The 18666-nt window shown below is 39.8% G+C and carries 13 protein-coding genes; 4 read left to right on the forward strand and 9 right to left on the reverse strand.

Annotated features, from left to right (window positions below; translation table 11 throughout):
• Position 1: 1 nt before the first annotated feature.
• The 3 genes from ABD769_RS14595 to pckA form a co-directional block, all read right to left on the reverse strand.
• Positions 2–616, reverse strand: coding sequence for a biopolymer transporter ExbD (locus tag ABD769_RS14595; RefSeq protein ID WP_344852147.1), 615 nt, complete (start codon positions 614–616; stop codon positions 2–4).
• A gap of 79 nt (positions 617–695) precedes the next feature.
• Entirely contained in the window at positions 696–1526 is an 831-nt protein-coding gene (locus ABD769_RS14600; protein ID WP_108197404.1) for a MotA/TolQ/ExbB proton channel family protein, read from the reverse strand.
• Between the two features lie 298 nt (positions 1527–1824).
• Positions 1825–3420: a phosphoenolpyruvate carboxykinase (ATP) gene (pckA, locus tag ABD769_RS14605; protein ID WP_344852148.1), complete on the reverse strand. Its 1596-nt coding sequence runs from the start codon at positions 3418–3420 to the stop codon at positions 1825–1827.
• 959 nt (positions 3421–4379) lie between these two features.
• On the opposite strand from pckA, the gene thrA reads away from it, so the two are divergent.
• The 4 genes from thrA (at position 4380) to thrC (ending at position 9638) form a co-directional block, all read left to right on the forward strand.
• Positions 4380–6833: a bifunctional aspartate kinase/homoserine dehydrogenase I gene (thrA, locus tag ABD769_RS14610; RefSeq protein ID WP_344852149.1), complete on the forward strand. Its 2454-nt coding sequence runs from the start codon at positions 4380–4382 to the stop codon at positions 6831–6833.
• 4 nt (positions 6834–6837) lie between these two features.
• Positions 6838–7290: a DinB family protein gene (locus tag ABD769_RS14615; RefSeq protein WP_344852150.1), complete on the forward strand. Its 453-nt coding sequence runs from the start codon at positions 6838–6840 to the stop codon at positions 7288–7290.
• A gap of 22 nt (positions 7291–7312) precedes the next feature.
• Positions 7313–8245, forward strand: coding sequence for a homoserine kinase (locus ABD769_RS14620; RefSeq protein WP_344852151.1), 933 nt, complete (start codon positions 7313–7315; stop codon positions 8243–8245).
• An 85-nt stretch (positions 8246–8330) separates the two neighbouring features.
• On the forward strand, positions 8331–9638 hold the full coding sequence (thrC, locus tag ABD769_RS14625) for a threonine synthase (protein ID WP_344852152.1): 1308 nt from the start codon (positions 8331–8333) through the stop codon (positions 9636–9638).
• 187 nt (positions 9639–9825) lie between these two features.
• Here the strand turns inward: thrC and ABD769_RS14630 are convergent, their stop codons facing one another.
• The 6 genes from ABD769_RS14630 to metH all read right to left on the reverse strand — a co-directional run bounded on the left by ABD769_RS14630 (position 9826) and on the right by metH (position 18574).
• Entirely contained in the window at positions 9826–11250 is a 1425-nt protein-coding gene (locus ABD769_RS14630; protein WP_344852153.1) for a sugar MFS transporter, read from the reverse strand.
• A gap of 140 nt (positions 11251–11390) precedes the next feature.
• Positions 11391–11804: a tail fiber domain-containing protein gene (locus tag ABD769_RS14635; RefSeq protein WP_344852154.1), complete on the reverse strand. Its 414-nt coding sequence runs from the start codon at positions 11802–11804 to the stop codon at positions 11391–11393.
• Positions 11805–11869: 65 nt separating this feature from the next.
• Complete coding sequence (locus ABD769_RS14640) at positions 11870–12184, reverse strand: hypothetical protein (RefSeq protein WP_344852155.1); 315 nt, start codon at positions 12182–12184, stop codon at positions 11870–11872.
• 45 nt (positions 12185–12229) lie between these two features.
• The gene (locus ABD769_RS14645) at positions 12230–13621 is read right to left on the reverse strand and encodes a pyridoxal phosphate-dependent decarboxylase family protein (protein ID WP_344852156.1); all 1392 of its coding nucleotides are present in this window, start codon (positions 13619–13621) and stop codon (positions 12230–12232) included.
• A gap of 161 nt (positions 13622–13782) precedes the next feature.
• Positions 13783–14736 carry a methylenetetrahydrofolate reductase [NAD(P)H] gene (metF, locus tag ABD769_RS14650; RefSeq protein WP_121284300.1) on the reverse strand — a complete coding sequence of 318 codons (954 nt, stop codon included), beginning with the start codon at positions 14734–14736 and terminating at the stop codon, positions 13783–13785.
• A gap of 139 nt (positions 14737–14875) precedes the next feature.
• Positions 14876–18574 (reverse strand): methionine synthase, encoded by a 3699-nt coding sequence (gene metH, locus ABD769_RS14655; RefSeq protein WP_344852157.1) that lies wholly within the window; start codon positions 18572–18574, stop codon positions 14876–14878.
• Positions 18575–18666: the final 92 nt, after the last annotated feature.

Consider the following 18666-nt stretch of genomic DNA (forward strand, 5'->3'; position numbering starts at 1 on the left):
CTTATTTCTTTTTAGCTTCAGAGTTGGTAACCAATAAAAACTTGTTTACACTTTGTTTCTGAAGTACATCAATAATCTTTTTAACTACCGGATATTCTTCTTTGGCATCACCTTTAATACTGATACGCATATCCTGATTATTAATCTCCTTTGTTGCTTTACGGGCATTTAAAACCCATGAATTTAACTGATTGTCAGTCGAATCTGAAGGTATTCCAGGTTGAACCCCTGGTTTCATACGGTCAGCACCGTTCATAGCAATAAGCGATTTTAAACTCTGGATAGGAACACCAAAACTTGAGATCCCGGAGAATCTTGCGATTTCTGTAGGAGTGAACGACAATTTGTATTGTTCGCCCATCAGTTCTAATGTTCTCGCTCTTACTTTTGTACCTGCTACTTCGAAGAAAACTTTCCCCTGCCCGATGGTTAAAATCGCATTGTTTTCTACCGGTACCTTAAACTCATAAGTTGAGGAAGGTGTAGAAACGGCTAGTGGTTCTGGTTGCCTCGCTGTAGCAGTTAAGATGAAGAAAGTAAGTAACAATGATGCCACATCACACATGGCAGTCATATCTGTTACTGTACTTGTTCTTTTAACTTTAATTCTAGGCATAATATTTTTTACTAGTTTTTAATAATGATGATCTTTTTTCCGGTTTTCCATAAAGCCGGTAAAAATTTTTTCAAAATTCTTATTTATGCGAACTAGCGTATGTTTGAACGATGCTGAAACCAGCCTCATCGATTGCGTAAGTTAACTTGTCAATTTTAGAAGTTAATACGTTGTACATGATAATTGCCACTGTAGATACCAAGATACCTGTTGCAGTGTTGATAAGTGCCTCAGAGATACCTACCGCTAATGCCGACTGATCTGGAGCACCAGAGTTTGCTAAACCGGCGAATGCACGGATCATACCTGTTACTGTACCCAATAAACCTACCAATGTACCGATTGATACCAAAGTTGCAATAACAGTTAAGTTTTGCTCTAACATTGGCATTTCTAAAGCTGTAGCTTCTTCAACCTCTTTTTGGATGGCAACGATTGATTGCTCAACATCCATGTTGGTATCAGCTTCAACTTCGCTGTATTTTTTCAAACCAGATTTAATTACGTTAGCAACTGAACCTTGTTGTTTATCACACTCAGCTTTTGCAGCCTCGATGTTACCTGCGCTTAATAAACCTTGTACTTTGCGGATGAAAGTATCTAAGCTAGATTTTCCACTTGCTTTACCAATAACGATGAAACGTTCGATAGAGAATACAATTACCACTAATAGTAATCCAACTAAGATTGCTACGATAGGGCCTCCTTTGTAAGCTGTTCCAAGATAGTTACCAGGTAATGGTAATTTCTCTCTGTCACCATCGATAAAGTTACTTCCTTCTCCGAATACGAATCTCCAAACACAGAATCCAATAACGATACAGATTGGAATAACGAATGTTGCAAATACGTTTGAAGCACTAGAAGAGCTCTCTTTTTTAACAGTTGTTGGTTTTGGTGCGTTTGCCATTTTTTTTGAAATTTTAGTTTTAGTTCTTGTTTTTAATTTTTAGCTGTTTTTTCTTATTGTAATACACTCAACGTTTCTTATCCGAAATTGTTGCGAAAAACAAATTTATAAATTGATTTTAAATTACAAATTAATAAATCAATAAGCAATTAAATCGTTACTTAGAATTTAGTTTCGGTAAACCACATAGGGTGTATAACAAAAAAATTGCCCCAGCCGAGGCAATTCTTTCACAATAAAAACTAAAAAAAAATCGAATTGCAAATTTTTCGCTCAAAAAATGCATTTTAAAGTGCATTTAACATAATTTTAACGCTTCGTGTCTGCTTTTTGGTACTTTTGTCAGTTCGAACTGCTTAAAATTTTCTGCAAAGGCATCTGCCAGCTGATAAGCTTTTAAAAAATATTCTTCCTGATTATTCCATGTTTTAGACGGATCTAAAATATCATCGGGCACCCCCGGACAAATTAACGGCATCATTAATTTAAATACATGATGTTGTTTATAATGATGGTGATTTAAATCTCCGTTTAAAGCCGCTTTAATCATGGCACGGGTATAACTTAATTTCATCCTTTTACCAACGCCATAGGCTCCCCCACTCCAGCCTGTATTTACCAGCCAAACGTGTACCTGGTGCTCTTTCATTTTCTCTCCTAATAAAGCAGCATATTTTGAAGGATGCAAGGGAAGAAAAGCTTTTCCAAAACATGCCGAAAAGGTTAACTGTGGCTCTGTAACACCGGCTTCTGTGCCCGCAACTTTAGCGGTATAGCCGCTCATAAAGTGAAACATGGCCTGTTCTACGTTTAGTTTGGATATTGGTGGCAATACGCCAAATGCATCGGCAGTGAGGAAAAATATATTTTTAGGTACGGCAGCTACAGAAGGCAGAATGGCATTATCAATATAATCTATCGGATAGGCTACACGGGTATTCTCTGTTTTATCGATATTGGAATAATCAACCTCTTTTGTGCCCGGGAAAAAATTGATATTTTCTAATAAGGAACCAAATTTTATGGCCTTAAAGATCTGAGGCTCTTTTTCTTCGGTTAAATCAACACATTTTGCATAACAGCCACCTTCGAAGTTGAATACGGAATCGTTGCCCCAGCCGTGCTCATCATCGCCGATTAAACCACGTTCAGGATCGGCAGATAAAGTAGTTTTTCCGGTTCCGGACAGGCCGAAGAAAATGGCGGTATCGCCATCTTTACCCACATTGGCCGAACAGTGCATAGAAAGTGTATTATTATATACCGGAAGGATGAAATTAAGCACAGAGAAAATTCCTTTTTTAATTTCTCCGGTATAACCTGTGCCACCGATCAGGATCATTTTTTTGGTAAAATTGATAATGGAGAAGTTTTCCTGACGGGTTCCATCAACAGCCGGATCGGCCAGAAAACCCGGAGCGGCAATAATGGTCCATTCGGGCTGACTTATTAAGTGCTCTTCATCAGGACGGATAAATAAATGATGGGCAAAAAGATTCTGGTAGGCCGTTTCGGTAATTGCGCGGATGGAAATCGCATAATCCGGATCGGCACAAGCTGAAGCATCGCGTACGTAAATTGTTTTGTCGCTAAGATAACTGGTCAGCTTATTAAATAACTGGTCGAATTTTTCGGGACTTATTTTAATGTTTACATCGCCCCACCAAACCTGATCTGCGGTTACATCATCGCACACGATAAATCTATCTTTAGGCGAACGTCCGGTAAATTTCCCGGTATCAATGGCCAGCGCTCCTGAGGCGGCCATAGTACCTTCATTATTTAATAATGCATCATCAATTAACTCCTCTGGAGACAACTGGTACTTTACAGCAATGTTTCCGCCGAGATTTAAGTAGCCTAAATCTGGCGCTTGCAGTTTCTTTTTGCTCATAACAATAAGTTAGTTAGTGCAGCAAAGGTAAAGACTTATATAGCACAAAAACGAGTTTTAAAACGTAATTTTTTACATATTGTAGCAAATACACTATGATATAATTATTTAATAATCAATCAATTAAGCTATAAATTTAAATATAAAAAAATTTAAAAATATACACTAAGTAAATTAAGGTAAATGGTTTTAGTGGATTTAAATTGTTCTGAATACACGGCCTATATTGGATTGAGGAGGCTATGTTTAGATTCAGGTTTGTTGTTTCCAATTGTAATAACCTGCAACTGCTTTTTTGAGTTTATCAAAACCATCACGCCCTGCAGGCACCCTCCGAAAAGAATCGGAGCAGGCGCTCCAAAGGAAGGGAATAATTAGGCGCCGGAAAGGCAGGTAACATAAATAGCAGTACAAGCCGGAGTTAATTAAACCTGATAAAAGCGGCAGCTCCCGATTGCACTGGCCTTTAAAAACATTACCAGCATCGGGACTACAGCGGTTAGCAGGGCTGCATTATCGGAAGGAATACTGAAGGGTCTTTGCGAATTAACAAAAACCACCCCGTCCTGCAAGCACCCTTCGAAAAAAATCGGAGCAGGCGCTCCAAAGGAGGGAATAATGCGGCTATTTCATTTACTTAAACGTTTTAATAGAAATTTCGAAATAAAATTGAAAAAACATTTGCATTTTAAAAAAATAATCTTCTACTTTACGGTGTACAAAGTACACGAAGACAAGATGAAATTTAACACTTCAATTATTACAACGATTATTATTACCACCGGTATAAACCAGCGGGGCTAATTTGTTGTAAGTTGAAAAAACATAAAACACAGAAAGCGTCCCGATGAAAGTCGGGACGCTTTTTTTTTAAACCCATGCTGAATGAAACCTGTACAAACGAGCATTTTAAACCACAGATGAGGACAGTAACAAACAGCTAAAACCAAAATAGACTAATGAAAGTACTTAAATTCGGCGGCACATCCGTAGGTTCGGCCGAGAACATTAAAACCCTCTTACGCCTGGTTGGCGAAGAAAAACAGAAGAATAGTCCGGTAGTTGTATTATCGGCAATGAGCGGTGTAACCAATTTGCTAACGGATATGGCTGAAATGGCCGAGCGTGGCGAAGATTATGATGCACATTTAAAAGAAATTGAGGCAAAACATTTTGCTGTAATCCGTTCGCTTTTACCGGCAGCTGCCCAGAACCCGGTGTTTACACGTTTAAAAATCTTTTTTAATGAGCTTGAAGATTTATTACAGGCGGTTACCAATTTGCGTGAGCTGAGTTTACAAACGAAAGACCAGATTGTAAGCTATGGAGAACGTTGTTCTACTTTTATGATCAGCCACATTGCCTCGCAAAGTTTGGGTGATGCACTTTATGTAAACGGATCGGAGCTGATTAAAACCGACAGCAACTTCGGTCAGGCGAAGGTTGATACGGAGCTGACTGAAATGCTGATCAACAATTTTTACCAGGAAAATAAAGACAAGGTTCTATTTGTAACTGGTTTTATTGCCAGCAATGCGGCAGGCAGGGTAACAACATTAGGTCGTGGGGGTTCTGATTATACTGCAGCAGTTTGGGGTGCGGCCTTGAATGCTGAAGAAATAGAAATCTGGACGGATGTAAACGGCATGATGACGGCTGATCCGCGGATCGTTAAAAAAGCTTTCTCATGGCCTGAATTAAGCTATACTGAAGCTATGGAACTGAGCTATTTTGGCGCAAAGGTGATTTATCCGCCTACAATGATTCCGGCTTTTATGAAGAAAATCCCGATTGTGATCAAAAATACTTTCGAGCCTGACTTTGCGGGAACCTATATTAAAAGCGATGTAAAAGCTTCGAGTTTACCGATAAAAGGAATTTCTTCTATCGATCATATCAGCATTATCAACTTAACCGGTAGCGGTATGGTTGGTAAGGCCGGTTTTAGCGGGCGATTATTCTCGCTCCTATCGCGCGAGCAGATTAATGTGGTGCTGATTACCCAATCCTCATCAGAACACAGCATTACCTTTGCGGTTAAACCAACAGATGCTTCGCAGGCCATTTCTTTAATCAAAAAAGAATTTGAGCTTGAACTGGATGCAAAAAAACTGGAATTGCCGGAAGTTGAAAATAACCTGGCGGTATTGGCTATTGTGGGTGAAAACATGAAACGCACTCCCGGCATGAGCGGTCGCCTGTTTAATGCATTAGGCCGTAATGGTATTAACGTGAGGGCTATTGCCCAGGGTTCGTCAGAATATAATATCTCGGTGATTATCAGTAAAGACGATTTATCAAAAGCAGTTAATGCGGTGCACGATGCTTTCTTTACTGACCTGAAAAGAACATTAAATATTTTTTGCTTAGGCACAGGAAACATTGGTAAAACTTTATTCAATCAATTGAAGGAGCAAATGCCTTTCTTAGCGGCCAATAACGATTTGCAGGTTAAGGTTGCGGGCATCAGTAATACCCGTAAAATGATCTTTAACGCGGATGGTTTATCGCTCGAAAAATGGGAAAAAGAATTAGATGCAAATGGCGAAACAGCAGATTTAGCAACTTTTGTAGCCAAAATGAAGGCTTTAAACCTACCGAATTGCGTTTTTGTGGATAATACAGCAGCAGAGGCGCCAATCGAATTTTATCAGGGCATATTTGAGAGTAGTATTTCGGTTGTAACCTGCAATAAAAAAGGGAACTCTGCAGATTTTGCACAATATAAATCGTTCAAAGATACCGCACGTAAATTCGGGGTCGATTTTTACTACGAAACCAATGTAGGCGCAGGTTTACCCATTATACGTACGCTAAAAGAATTAATGATGAGCGGTGATAAGGTAGCGCGGATTGAAGCCATTTTATCAGGAACGATTTCTTACATCTTCAATAACTTTAAAGGTGAAGCCGGTTTTTACGAAACGGTAAAAGAAGCGCAGGAATTAGGTTATACCGAGCCCGATCCACGTGATGATTTGAATGGAAAGGATTTTATGCGTAAAATGTTGATCCTCGCCCGTGATGCAGGTTATCCTTTAGAAGCAAACGATGTAAAAATCGATAACATTTTACCGGAAGCCTGTTTAAATGCCGCCACTGTAGAAGATTTTTATTCGGAACTACAAGCTAATGCGGCCTACTTTGAGAATTTGAAGCAAACCGCAGCCAGCGATGGAAAAGTTTTACGTTACATCGGCAAGTTAGAAGATGGCAATGTGGAAATCAGTCTGCAAATGGTTGATGACAATCATCCTTTTTATATGCTATCGGGAAGCGATAATATTATTTCTTTCACAACAGACCGGTATAAATCACGGCCATTGGTAGTAAAAGGTCCTGGCGCAGGTGCCGAAGTAACCGCAGCCGGTGTGTTCGCCGATATCATTAATGTAGGCACTTTAAACAACTAATTCAATGAATCCGGTTTTAGCGCAGAAAAATGAAATCCTGAATCTGGTAAACCAAGCCATGATTGATTTTGAAAATATTTCAGAAGAAATATGGAACGATAAACCTTTGCCTTCAAAATGGTCTAAAAAAGAATTATTGGGTCATCTGATCGATAGCGCATCGAATAATATCCGCCGATTTGTTGTGGGGCAATATGAGCAAGGCGTTAAAATCGTTTATCATCAGGATGAATGGGTTAGCTATCAAAATTATCAGGAAACTGATATTAGTGAGGTTAAATCCCTCTGGAAATTATTGAACTACCAGATTAGCCGGGTAATTGAAAATATTCCGGAAGAAAAGCTCCAAAATAACTGCGATACCGGCAAAGGAAAAACAGAGCTGCGCACACTTTCTTATTTTATTGAAGATTACGTTGTGCATTTAAAATATCACTTAAACCAAATAACCGCTTAACATATAGCTAAGCCAAATAATAATGAAAAATAGCATAAAAGTTTTCGCTCCGGCAACTGTTGCAAACGTAGTTTGTGGTTTCGATGTACTGGGTTTCGCTGTAAACGAACCTGGTGATGAAGTTGAAATGCGGTTTACAGATACGCCCGGAGTAGTAATTAAAAGAATTACCGGCGATGACGGTCGCCTGCCCTTAGATGCTGCAAAAAACACAGTGAGTGCTAGTGTGCAGCATTACCTGCAGCACATTAACCGCTTAGATATTGGCGTGGAAATAGAATTGCACAAAAAAATGCCTATTGGCAGTGGTTTGGGCTCGAGTTCTGCCAGTACAGTTGCAGGTTTGTTTGCCATCAACAAATTAATGGGCGATTTATTAACCTCTACTGAACTGGTTCCTTTTGCCATGAAAGGTGAGGAACTGGCTTGTGGTTATGGTCATGCTGATAATGTTGCTCCTGCTTTATTGGGTGGTTTTGTGCTGATCAGAAGTTACGAACCACTTGATGTAATTTCGTTGCCAACGCCTGCAGGAATGTATGCCGGCATAGTTTATCCCGAAGTTGATGTACCTACCAAAGATGCGCGACAGATGATCCGCAGTAAGGTTGCGTTAAAGGATGCGGTTACTCAATGGGGAAATGTGGCGGGTTTGGTGAGTGGATTGTTCATGAATGATTTCGACCTGATTGGGCGCAGCATGAAGGATGTATTGGTAGAACCTACCCGTTCGATTTTAATCCCCGGTTTTGAGGAAATGAGAAAACTGGCCATGGATAACGGGGCAATCGGGTTCGGAATTTCGGGCTCGGGACCATCTGTTTTCGCATTAACGAAAGATGAAGAAACGGCCAGAAGAATAACCAAATCACAACAGCAACATTTACACAAAATAAATATTAACAGCAAAGCTTTTGTTTCTCCGGTAAACGCGGAAGGACCTAAGGTTATGTAATCATGGAAAATGTAAGATGGAAAATGGACTTTGCAAGTCGGGTTTTCATCATCCATATAACATTTTCTATCATACCTCATTAACAATGAAACTATACTCAACCAACAATAAAGATTTACGTGTTTCTTTTAAAGAAGCCGTTTTTAACAGCATGCCGCAGGATAAAGGCTTATATATGCCTGTAGAAATTCCGCAGCTTGAAGCTGATTTTATCCAGAACATAGAGAGCTATACTCTACCCGAAATTGCTTACAAAGTAGCCTCTATCTTATTAAAAGAGGAAATTCCGGCTGAAGACCTAAAGGCTTTAATTGATGATGCCATTAACTTTGAAGCTCCGGCTGTAAAATTAGATGATAAAACCTTTGTTTTGGAATTATTCCATGGTCCATCTTTAGCCTTTAAAGATTTTGGTGCACGCTTTATGAGCCGTGTAATGGCTTATTTCTTAAAGGATGGCGAACAGTTACTGGATGTTTTAGTCGCGACTTCGGGCGATACCGGCGGAGCCGTCGCTTTAGGTTTCTTAGGTGTTCCCAATACCAGGGTTACCATTCTTTATCCCGAGGGAAAAGTGAGTCCGATACAGGAACTACAGTTAACCACCAATGGTGAAAACATCAGGGCCGTAGAAGTGAAAGGCACTTTTGATGATTGCCAGGTCCTTGTAAAACAAGCTTTTGCAGATGATGAACTGAATGCAAAATTCCGGTTAACTTCTGCTAACTCAATTAACATTTCGAGGTTGATCCCGCAAACATTTTATTATTTCAACACTTATGCCCAACTGAAAAGACAAGGTTTAAGCGATGTAGTATTCTCGGTACCAAGCGGGAACTTTGGCAATATTGGTGCAGGTTTACTGGCTTACAAATTAGGGTTGCCGGTTAAACAGTTTATTGCAGCAACCAATGTGAACGATACCGTTCCGCGCTTTTTAGAAAGTGGTGTTTACGAAACCAGGCCATCTACACAAACCTACTCAAACGCCATGGATGTTGGTGCACCAAGCAACTGGGTCCGCATTATGGATTTATTCGATCAGGATATTGAGGCCATTAAAAACGTGGTTACTTCTTATCGCTTTACCGATGATGAAACATTGGAAGGCATCAAAGAAATCGATAACAAATTAAATTATGTGGCTTGTCCGCATACTGCTATAGCTTATCTGGCTATCGAGAAATACAGGAAAGAAAACCCTACAGATGGAAGTGCTGCTGTTTTCCTTTCTACTGCACATGCCTGTAAGTTCCCTGATATTTTCCCGGCAGAAATCGCATCTAAAATAGAAATCCCGGAACAGGTAAGAGCTTTGGAAAGCAAACCCAAACATGCAGATCAACTGGAAGTGGATTTTGAAGGGTTTAAAAATTATTTGCTTGAGGGTTAGTAAATAGCCTGATCGTCCTTTCGAGCGGAGTGCAACGAAGCGGAGAAATCTGTCTAGAGATAGATCCCTCCGTTCCGCTGCGCTACAGTCGGGATGACGATTTATTATAAAAATAAATTCATGATTCACTCCTAAAACTGGTTTAGACACTAAGATTCCCGCCTGCACGGGAATGACGTATCTTAGATTAATGCCCCGATTTCATGCTGGTCTGCTCTATTCCTTTCAATCTTTTTGAGCAATAAATACCGAAATACAAGATAAACAGGTAACAGATTAATGGCAGTATAAATGAATGATGAACACCGATTTTATCGGCCACGGCCCCCTGGATAAGCGGCATAATTGCCCCGCCTAAAATGGCCATTACCAATAACGAAGATCCCTGACTGGTATAAGCGCCCAGTTTGGCAATCGCCAGGGTATAAATGTTTGAAAACATAATCGAATTGAAAATCCCGATTCCTAAAACACTATACATCGCCAATTCTCCTTTATTTACCATTGCTGATATTAACAACAATACATTTATAGCAGAAAAAATAGCTAAGGTTCTTGCCGGTGCAGATTTACCAATTAAAAATCCTAAAAAGTTTAAGGCAATAAATACCAGGAAGAAACTGATCTGTGCAAAAGTTAAATCAACAATACCATAAATTAAGGCAAATACCAAAATTGCGGTTCCCAGCATATAAATAACTTTTTTCGACTGACTTAAGGTATGGCTAAGTGAAATTGATCCAACAAAACGGCCAATCATTGCCCCGCCCCAATAAAGAGAGAGGTAATTCTTACTCACCACTTCATCTAAACCTGTTATTTCGGGCAGTCTTAAAAAGCTGATGATAAAACTTCCGACAGCCACTTCAGCTCCAACGTAACAGAATAAGGCAATAATTCCTCTGGTTAAATGTGGAAATCTTAACACCCCTAAGCCTTTAACCTGTTCTTCTTCTTCAGGCTGAAAAGAAGGCAGTTTTACATAAAAAATAAGCAAACCTACCAACAGCAATATCACTGCAAATATTAAATAGGGAATTCGTGTAGCAGAAGCGCTGAAACTCCCATCAGCTTCGGAAAAGAATTCGAAAATCAGATGCCCCCCTAAAATAGGGGCAATGGTTGTTCCAAAAGCGTTAAAGGCCTGCGTTAAATTTAAACGGCTTGAAGCGCTATCTTCGGGGCCTAACAGTGAAACATAGGCATTAGCAGTAATCTGCAGAACCGTGAATCCTAAGCCAAGTACAAATAAAGCGCCTAAAAACAATGGATAAACAGAATAGGTTGCTGCCGGAAAAAATAAAGCACAACCAATGGCGGCCAGTACAATCCCAAAAAGAATTCCTTTTTTATAGCCTACTTTGTTGATTGGATCGCCTTTGGTATAAGAAATTAAAAAATAAATTAACGAGCCTACAAAATAGGCTCCGAAGAAACAAAATTGCACCAGCATCGACTCAAAAAAGCTCAATTTAAAAAGCTGCTTCAAATATGGAATCAAAATATCGTTCATGCAGGTAATAAATCCCCACATGAAAAATAAAAGAGTAATGGTAACGAGAGGAACGGCGTAATTTGGTCGGGACTGGCTTTCAGCAATTTTGTTATTCATTTATATATTGATATTATTTAACCGGGTAAAGCTAGTCCAATAATTGTACTGGCTGGCTTTAACCACAGATTAGTTACTGTTTTTTTACTTTCAGTAATTAATGTTGGAACAAAAAATCCCGGTTCTCACCGGGATTTTTATTATTTAGTATTTTGTGTCTTTAAAGTTCTGAGTTCGCGCTTCAGTTCTTCAATTTGTTGCTGTTGCTCTTTTATACTGGCAACCAACAGCGGCACCAAACTTTCGTAATCAACTTTGGTAATGGTTGCACTTTTGAATGCATTTTTACCTGCCGGATAGTCTTTAGCCTGTACTGAAACGATTTCCGGGACAGCAGTTTTAGCATCAGCACCAACGAAACCATATTGTGGCCTTGCAGATAATTTTAATTTATCGGCCCAGGTTTTATCATAATTAAAACTTACGGGCTGGAGTTTAGTTACCTGACTCAGTGCATTTTCTACAGGTTTTACATTGTTCTGCACAACTTCCTGTGCACTTATTTTTAAAGATGCAGCGATTAATAGCACTACAAATGAAATTGCTCGTTTCATATCTTGTTTTTTATAAATTTTAAATGGATTATTGGTTTCACATTTTGTGAAACAGCGTATTTAGATTAAGATATGCTTAATGCGGAAGGAGGCGGGGTTAAAACTTCAGGAAAGTATGCCAACTGAAAGGAATGATCGGGAATGATGACTTTTTTTGAAGTTTGAAGTGGAAAATAAACTCCTTCCTCAAATGCAATCTGATACACTGCATATTCAGTTTCTACCTTCTTTTCTTCCTTTTCTGTTGCATCATCATTTATGAATGAAAACTCAATATGATCAGTAGAATAGCTTAAATACGACATTACATGGCTCACTTTTAAGCAAAAAGTTAGCGCTATGCAGGCAATGATCACGTATTTAAAAGCATAAAATTTCATTGTTGCAAATATAAGCTGTATGCTTTTAAAACAATAAAATATAGGTTAAAGTTCTGTAAGAATTTCTGCCATGATTGCAGTAACCAGCTCAACATCCTCTTCTTTTGTCCGCCAGTTTACGAAAGCAGCACGAATTCCTTTCTTGCCGTTATAAAAAGTTGGCGTCATAAATACTTTTCCGCTTGCATTTAATTTAGTCAAGAATGGTGAAACTAAACTTTCATCTGCTACAGAAAAGCAAACTGTATTTAAGCGAACAGGAGCTAATAATTCGAAATTTGGGTTCTCATTTATAAACTTGGCAAACTGTAAAGCGTTTTCAACATTGCTTTCTACAATTTCCTGATAGCCTGCTTTCCCATAACTGGTGAGGGTAAACCATGCCGGTAAAGCTTTTAAACGTCGGGAATTTTCGGGCAGGAAGTTTAAATAACTGAAATTCTCCATGGGGTTACCCAAATAAGCCGCATTAGAATTCTGGAAAGTTTCTACCTGCAACAACTGGTGTTTTTCTTTCACAAAAAATACGGCACTTTCATAAGGTACATTTAACCATTTATGGCAATCAACCGTAATACTGTCGGCATTTTCCCAGCCTTTAACCAGGTGGCTGTATTTAGGGGAACAAGCTGCAAAACCACCAAAGGCGGCATCAATGTGCCACCAGAAATTGTATTTATTTTTTAATGCATTGATTGCTTCAAAATTATCGAAATCGACTGTATTTACTGTTCCGGCACTAGAAATTAAAATGAATGGTTCGCCATGTAGCGCTTGTATTTTCAGTTCCAGGTCGGCAGCATCCAACGCTTCGCGATTACCTGCCAATACATTTACCTGTATCACATTGCCACTACCCAAACCCAACATCGATAAAGATTTTATTGATGAGGAGTGTGGCGTAGCGGATAATATATTCACCTTGCCGGAAAGCCCTTCTCTCGCAAAATCTTTACCCAGCTGTTTACCAATCCATTGCCTGCCGACGGCAAGGCAAGTAAAATTTGATAAAGTAGCTCCCGTTACAAATCCACCAAAAAAATCTTTAGGCAGGTTAAAAAGTGATAGTAATAATTGGATGGTTTCCAGTTCGATTGTAGCAGAAATGTCTCCGCCTCCATTTGCACTTTGTGTATTTTGATCGTAGATAGTTGCAAGCCAATCGCCTGCAATAGCAGCAGGTGTTGTTCCTCCGGTTACAAAACCCCAGTATCTCGGGCCAGATGAAGCCACCATAATGGGCTCAAAACGCTGATTAAATTGTTTTAAGGCTTCAATGGCTCCGGTACCTTGCTCGTTTAAATCACCAATAATCTCCACATCACCCGAACTGGCTGTCGACCGTTCATGAATTTGATTTAAATAATCAATTCCCTGTTGTTTAACCCCGGCGAGTATGACATCGAGGTTTTGTTCGTCAATATTTAAATTATTCATAGTAATCTTGTTTAAGGAAAAAGAAAAACGATACCCTTACGATACAAAATAGCTTTTTTGCTCGTCGAGATTTGTAATCTCGTCGAACTGTACTGTGGATTTTAAATCCACAAAAAGATATCTGAAGACGGGATTGCAAATCCCGACTAACGAATAGTCTACTAAAAAATAGCTTTTGCGATCTTTTTGGTTTGCTCAGGGCGACCCATCGTATAAAAGTGTAATACCGGAGCGCCAAAATCAATCAGTTCTTTACATTGTTTAATCATCGCTTCCGTACCAATTTCCTTTGCCTCGTTGTTATTTTTAGCGTGAGAAAGTGCATCGGTTAATTCATCAGGTAAATCAATGTGAAAAATTTTAGGCAGCACATTTAACTGCGATAAGGTACTGATCGGTTTCAATCCTGGTATAATGGGAATATTAATGTCGTTCTCTCTGCATTTCTTTACAAAATCGAAATACTTCTGGTTATCGAAAAACATCTGTGTTACGATAAACTCTGCACCGGCTTCTACCTTCTTTTTCAAATATTTGAAATCGGTACTCATATTTGGTGCTTCAAAATGTTTTTCAGGATAACCGGCAACACCGATACAGAAATCACTTTTAAAGGTTTCTACGTCTTCGTGCAAAAATTTACCTTCGTTATGGTTTTTGATGTGTTCGATTAAATCTGTTGCATAACAATGTCCGCCAGGAGTTGGCACAAAATTTCCATCTGCTTTTCGGGCATCACCACGCAATGCCAAAACATTATCGATACCTAAAAACTGTAAATCGATCAGCGCATTTTCAGTTTCTTCTTTAGTAAATCCACCGCAGATTAAATGCGGAACGGCATCAACCTTATATTTATGGATAATGGCCGCACAGATAGCAATCGTACCCGGACGTTTGCGGTAAGATACTTTTTGAAGCAAACCATTGGCCTGCTCTTTATAAATATAATCTTCGCGAAGCGATGTTACATCAATAAAAGGAGGATTAAATTCCAGCAGAGGCTCTATTGCATCGTAAATCCATTGAATACTTTGCCCTTTTACAGGTGGTAATAATTCGAAAGAGAATAAGGTTTTACCTTTTGCGTTTTTTATATGGTCTGTAATCTTCATACCGTAGTTTGGTTGTCATGCTGAATGCAATAAAGCATTATAGCATATTGCAGTTCCTGTTCTTTACGACTGCAAGCATCAATTTATATGTTCTTCATTTAGTGATCCTTCGTTGCACGCAGGATGACAAAGTGATAGGTTAATAAGCTAAATTCGGACTTAACCATCGCTCCACTTCTTCAACCGGCATATTTTTCCTGATGGCATAATCTTCAATCTGGTCTTTGGTTATTTTTCCTAATCCGAAATACCTCGAATCAGGGTGAGCGAAATAAAATCCACTTACCGCTGCTGTAGGATACATGGCATAACTTTCTGTTAAATGCAAACCGATTTTATTTTCAGCATCCAATAACTGGAATAAAGTTCCTTTTTCGGTATGTTCCGGACAAGCCGGATAACCTGGTGCCGGACGGATTCCTGCATATTCTTCTTTAATCAGCTCCTGGTTACTCAGGTTTTCATCCTGTGCATAACCCCAATACTCTTTACGTACCCGCTCGTGCATGCGTTCTGCAAAGGCCTCTGCCAAACGATCGGCCAGTGCTTTGGCCATGATGCTGTTGTAATCGTCATAATTGGATTCAAACTCATTTACCAGCTCATCAATCCCAATACCTGCCGTTACGGCAAAACCACCGAAATAATCCTGAATGCCGCTTTCTTTTGGTGCAATAAAATCAGATAAGGCGTAATAAGGCTGGCCATCTACTTTTTCGGCCTGTTGGCGGAGAGTATGAATTTTGACTAGTTTGGCGTTTGGAGTTTGGAGTTTGGAGTCTCCCAACTCAGCACCCTCAACTCTCAACTCGATATCGTCTCCTACTGCATTTGCCGGCCAGAAACCAATTACGGCTCTCGCGGTCAATAATTTCTCATCGAGGATGCGCTTTAACAAAGTCTGTGCATCATCAAAAAGTTTTTTGGCCTCATCGCCCACATTTTTATCATCAAAAATTTTCGGATAACTCCCCCTGAGTTCCCAGGTATGGAAAAATGGTGTCCAGTCGATATAAGGTACCAGTTCTTCTAAAGGATAATTATCAAAAACCCTTGTACCGGTAAATTCCGGAACAGGCAGATTAGGCTGAAAATCGATTTTAAATTTATTTTCGCGTGCTTCTTCAATCGTTTTAAAACGTTTATCCGAGCGCTTGTTCAAATGTGCTTCGCGTGCTTTATCGTATTCTGCCCTGATGCCTGCAATATATTCGTCTCTGGTATCAGGATTCATTAAAGTGCTGCAAACGGTTACACTTCTTGACGCATCCAGCACATGGATGGCTGGTCCGGAGTAATTTGGAGCTACTTTTACTGCAGCATGGATCCTCGAAGTTGTGGCGCCACCTATGATTAATGGAATGGTAAAACCTTCGCGCTCCATTTCTTTTGCAAAGTGAACCATTTCATCCAGCGACGGGGTAATTAAACCACTTAAACCAATAATATCGGCATTAATTTCTTTGGCTTTTTTAATGATTTCCTGTGCCGGAACCATTACGCCCATATCTACAATTTCAAAGTTATTACAGGCGAGTACCACACCCACAATATTTTTTCCAATATCATGCACATCGCCTTTAACAGTGGCCATTAATACTTTACCTGCCGACGAATTCTGATCCTGATCGGGATTATCTAATTTCTCTTGCTCTATAAATGGCAATAAATAGGCTACAGCTTTTTTCATTACCCTCGCTGATTTTACCACCTGGGGCAGGAACATTTTTCCGGCACCAAATAAATCACCTACGATGTTCATTCCATCCATCAATGGTCCTTCGATTACCTGAATCGGGCGGGCGTATTTTTGCCGGGCTTCTTCCACGTCATCATCCAGGTACTCCACAATTCCTTTCACCAAAGAATGCGATAACCTTTCTTCAACAGAGCCTTTTCTCCACTCTTCATCTTTAACAACCTCTTTACCTTTCGATTTTACGGTATCGGCATATTCTACCAAACGCTCCGTTGCATCTTCTCTTCGGTTTAACAATACATCTTCTACCCTTTCTAACAGTTCAGGCGGAATTTCCTGATAAACCTCCAACATCCCCGCATTTACAATTCCCATATCTAAACCAGCCTGAATGGCATGATAAAGAAATGCCGAGTGCATGGCCTCCCGAACGGTATTATTACCCCTGAAAGAGAACGAAATATTCGAAACCCCACCGCTTACTTTGGCATAAGGCAGGTTTTCTTTAATCCAGCGGGTGGCATTGATGAAATCGACAGCATAATTGTTATGCTCTTCGAGTCCTGTTGCTACAGTTAAGATATTCGGGTCGAAAATAATATCTTCAGGCGGAAAGCCGATTTCGTGTACCAGGATATCGTAACTTCTTTTACAGATTTCCTTTCTGCGCTCGTAATTATCGGCCTGACCTTGTTCATCAAAAGCCATTACCACAACCGCAGCACCGTATTGCATAATTTTACGGGCACTCTCACGGAATTTATCTTCCCCTTCTTTTAAAGAAATGGAGTTTACAATTCCTTTTCCTTGCAAACATTTCAGGCCATTTTCAATAACCGACCATTTGGATGAATCGACCATGATGGGCAATTTGGCGATATCAGGTTCTGAAGCAATGAGGTTTAAGAATTTGGTCATTGCCGCTTCCGAATCCAACATCCCTTCATCCATGTTTACATCGATTACCTGTGCACCACCTTCTACCTGTTGCAAAGCAACGGCCAATGCAGCTTCGTAATCGCCACCCAAAATCAGTTTAGAGAATTTTGGAGAACCTGTAATATTGGTTCTTTCGCCGATATTTACAAAAATACTATCTGGAGTGATGGTTACCGGCTCTAATCCACTTAAACGCATGTAAGGCTCCAGTACAGGTATTTTCCTGGGTTCAGCTTTTCTTGCATTTTTGGCAATACAGCCAATATGCTCAGGTGTAGTACCACAACAGCCACCCACAATGTTTACAAAACCAGAGGCAATAAAATCATCCACCAGATGAGCCGTTTCGTGTGGTTGTTCATCATACGCACCAAACTCGTTCGGTAAACCTGCATTTGGATAGGCCGAAACATAACATCCGGCTTTTGCCGCTAACTCTTCAATGTGCGGACGCATTTCCTTTGCACCCAAAGCGCAGTTAAAACCGATACTTAATGGTTTTGCGTGCATTACAGAGTTTAAGAAAGCTTCGGCAGTTTGACCAGAAAGCGTTCTGCCAGAGGCATCGGTAATGGTACCCGAAATCATGATTTCGAGTTTACGGCCAATTACCTCTTCATATTTTTTAATGGCCACAATGGCCACTTTTGCATTTAAAGTATCGAAAATGGTTTCGATTAGTAACACATCCGAACCACCATCTACCAGGCCACGTACCTGTTCGTAATAGGCTTCTTCGAGTTCATCAAAATAAACCGCCCTGAAACCGGGATCGTTTACATTTGGCGACATAGAAAGGGTACGGTTGGTTGGACCAATGGCACCGGCAACAAAACATTTACGATCAGGATTTGCCGCCATAAACTCATTTGCAGCTTCTTTTGCCACCCGTGCACCTTCAAAACTCATTTCGTAAGAAAGGTCTTCCATCTGGTAATCGGCCATGGAAATGCGCTGGGTACTGAAGGTATTGGTTTCGATAATATCGGCACCAGCCGCCATATACTCCAGGTGTATCGTTTTTATAATATCCGGACGCGTGATGTTAAGCAAATCGTTATTGCCTTTTACATCACAGGGATGGTCCTTAAATCGCTCTCCCCTAAAATCTTCTTCGGTTAAGGTATATCGCTGAATCATGGTACCCATTGCACCATCAATCACCAAAATACGTTTCTCTAATTCTTCTCTTATGCTCATTCTAGTTGTTAGATATGAGATGTGAGACATGTGATATGAGAATTATTAAGCACAAATTATGACTCAAATCTCATATCTATCATCTCAAATCT

The organism is Pedobacter jeongneungensis (assembly GCF_039538295.1).
GTDB classification, from domain to species: Bacteria; Bacteroidota; Bacteroidia; order Sphingobacteriales; family Sphingobacteriaceae; genus Pedobacter; species Pedobacter jeongneungensis.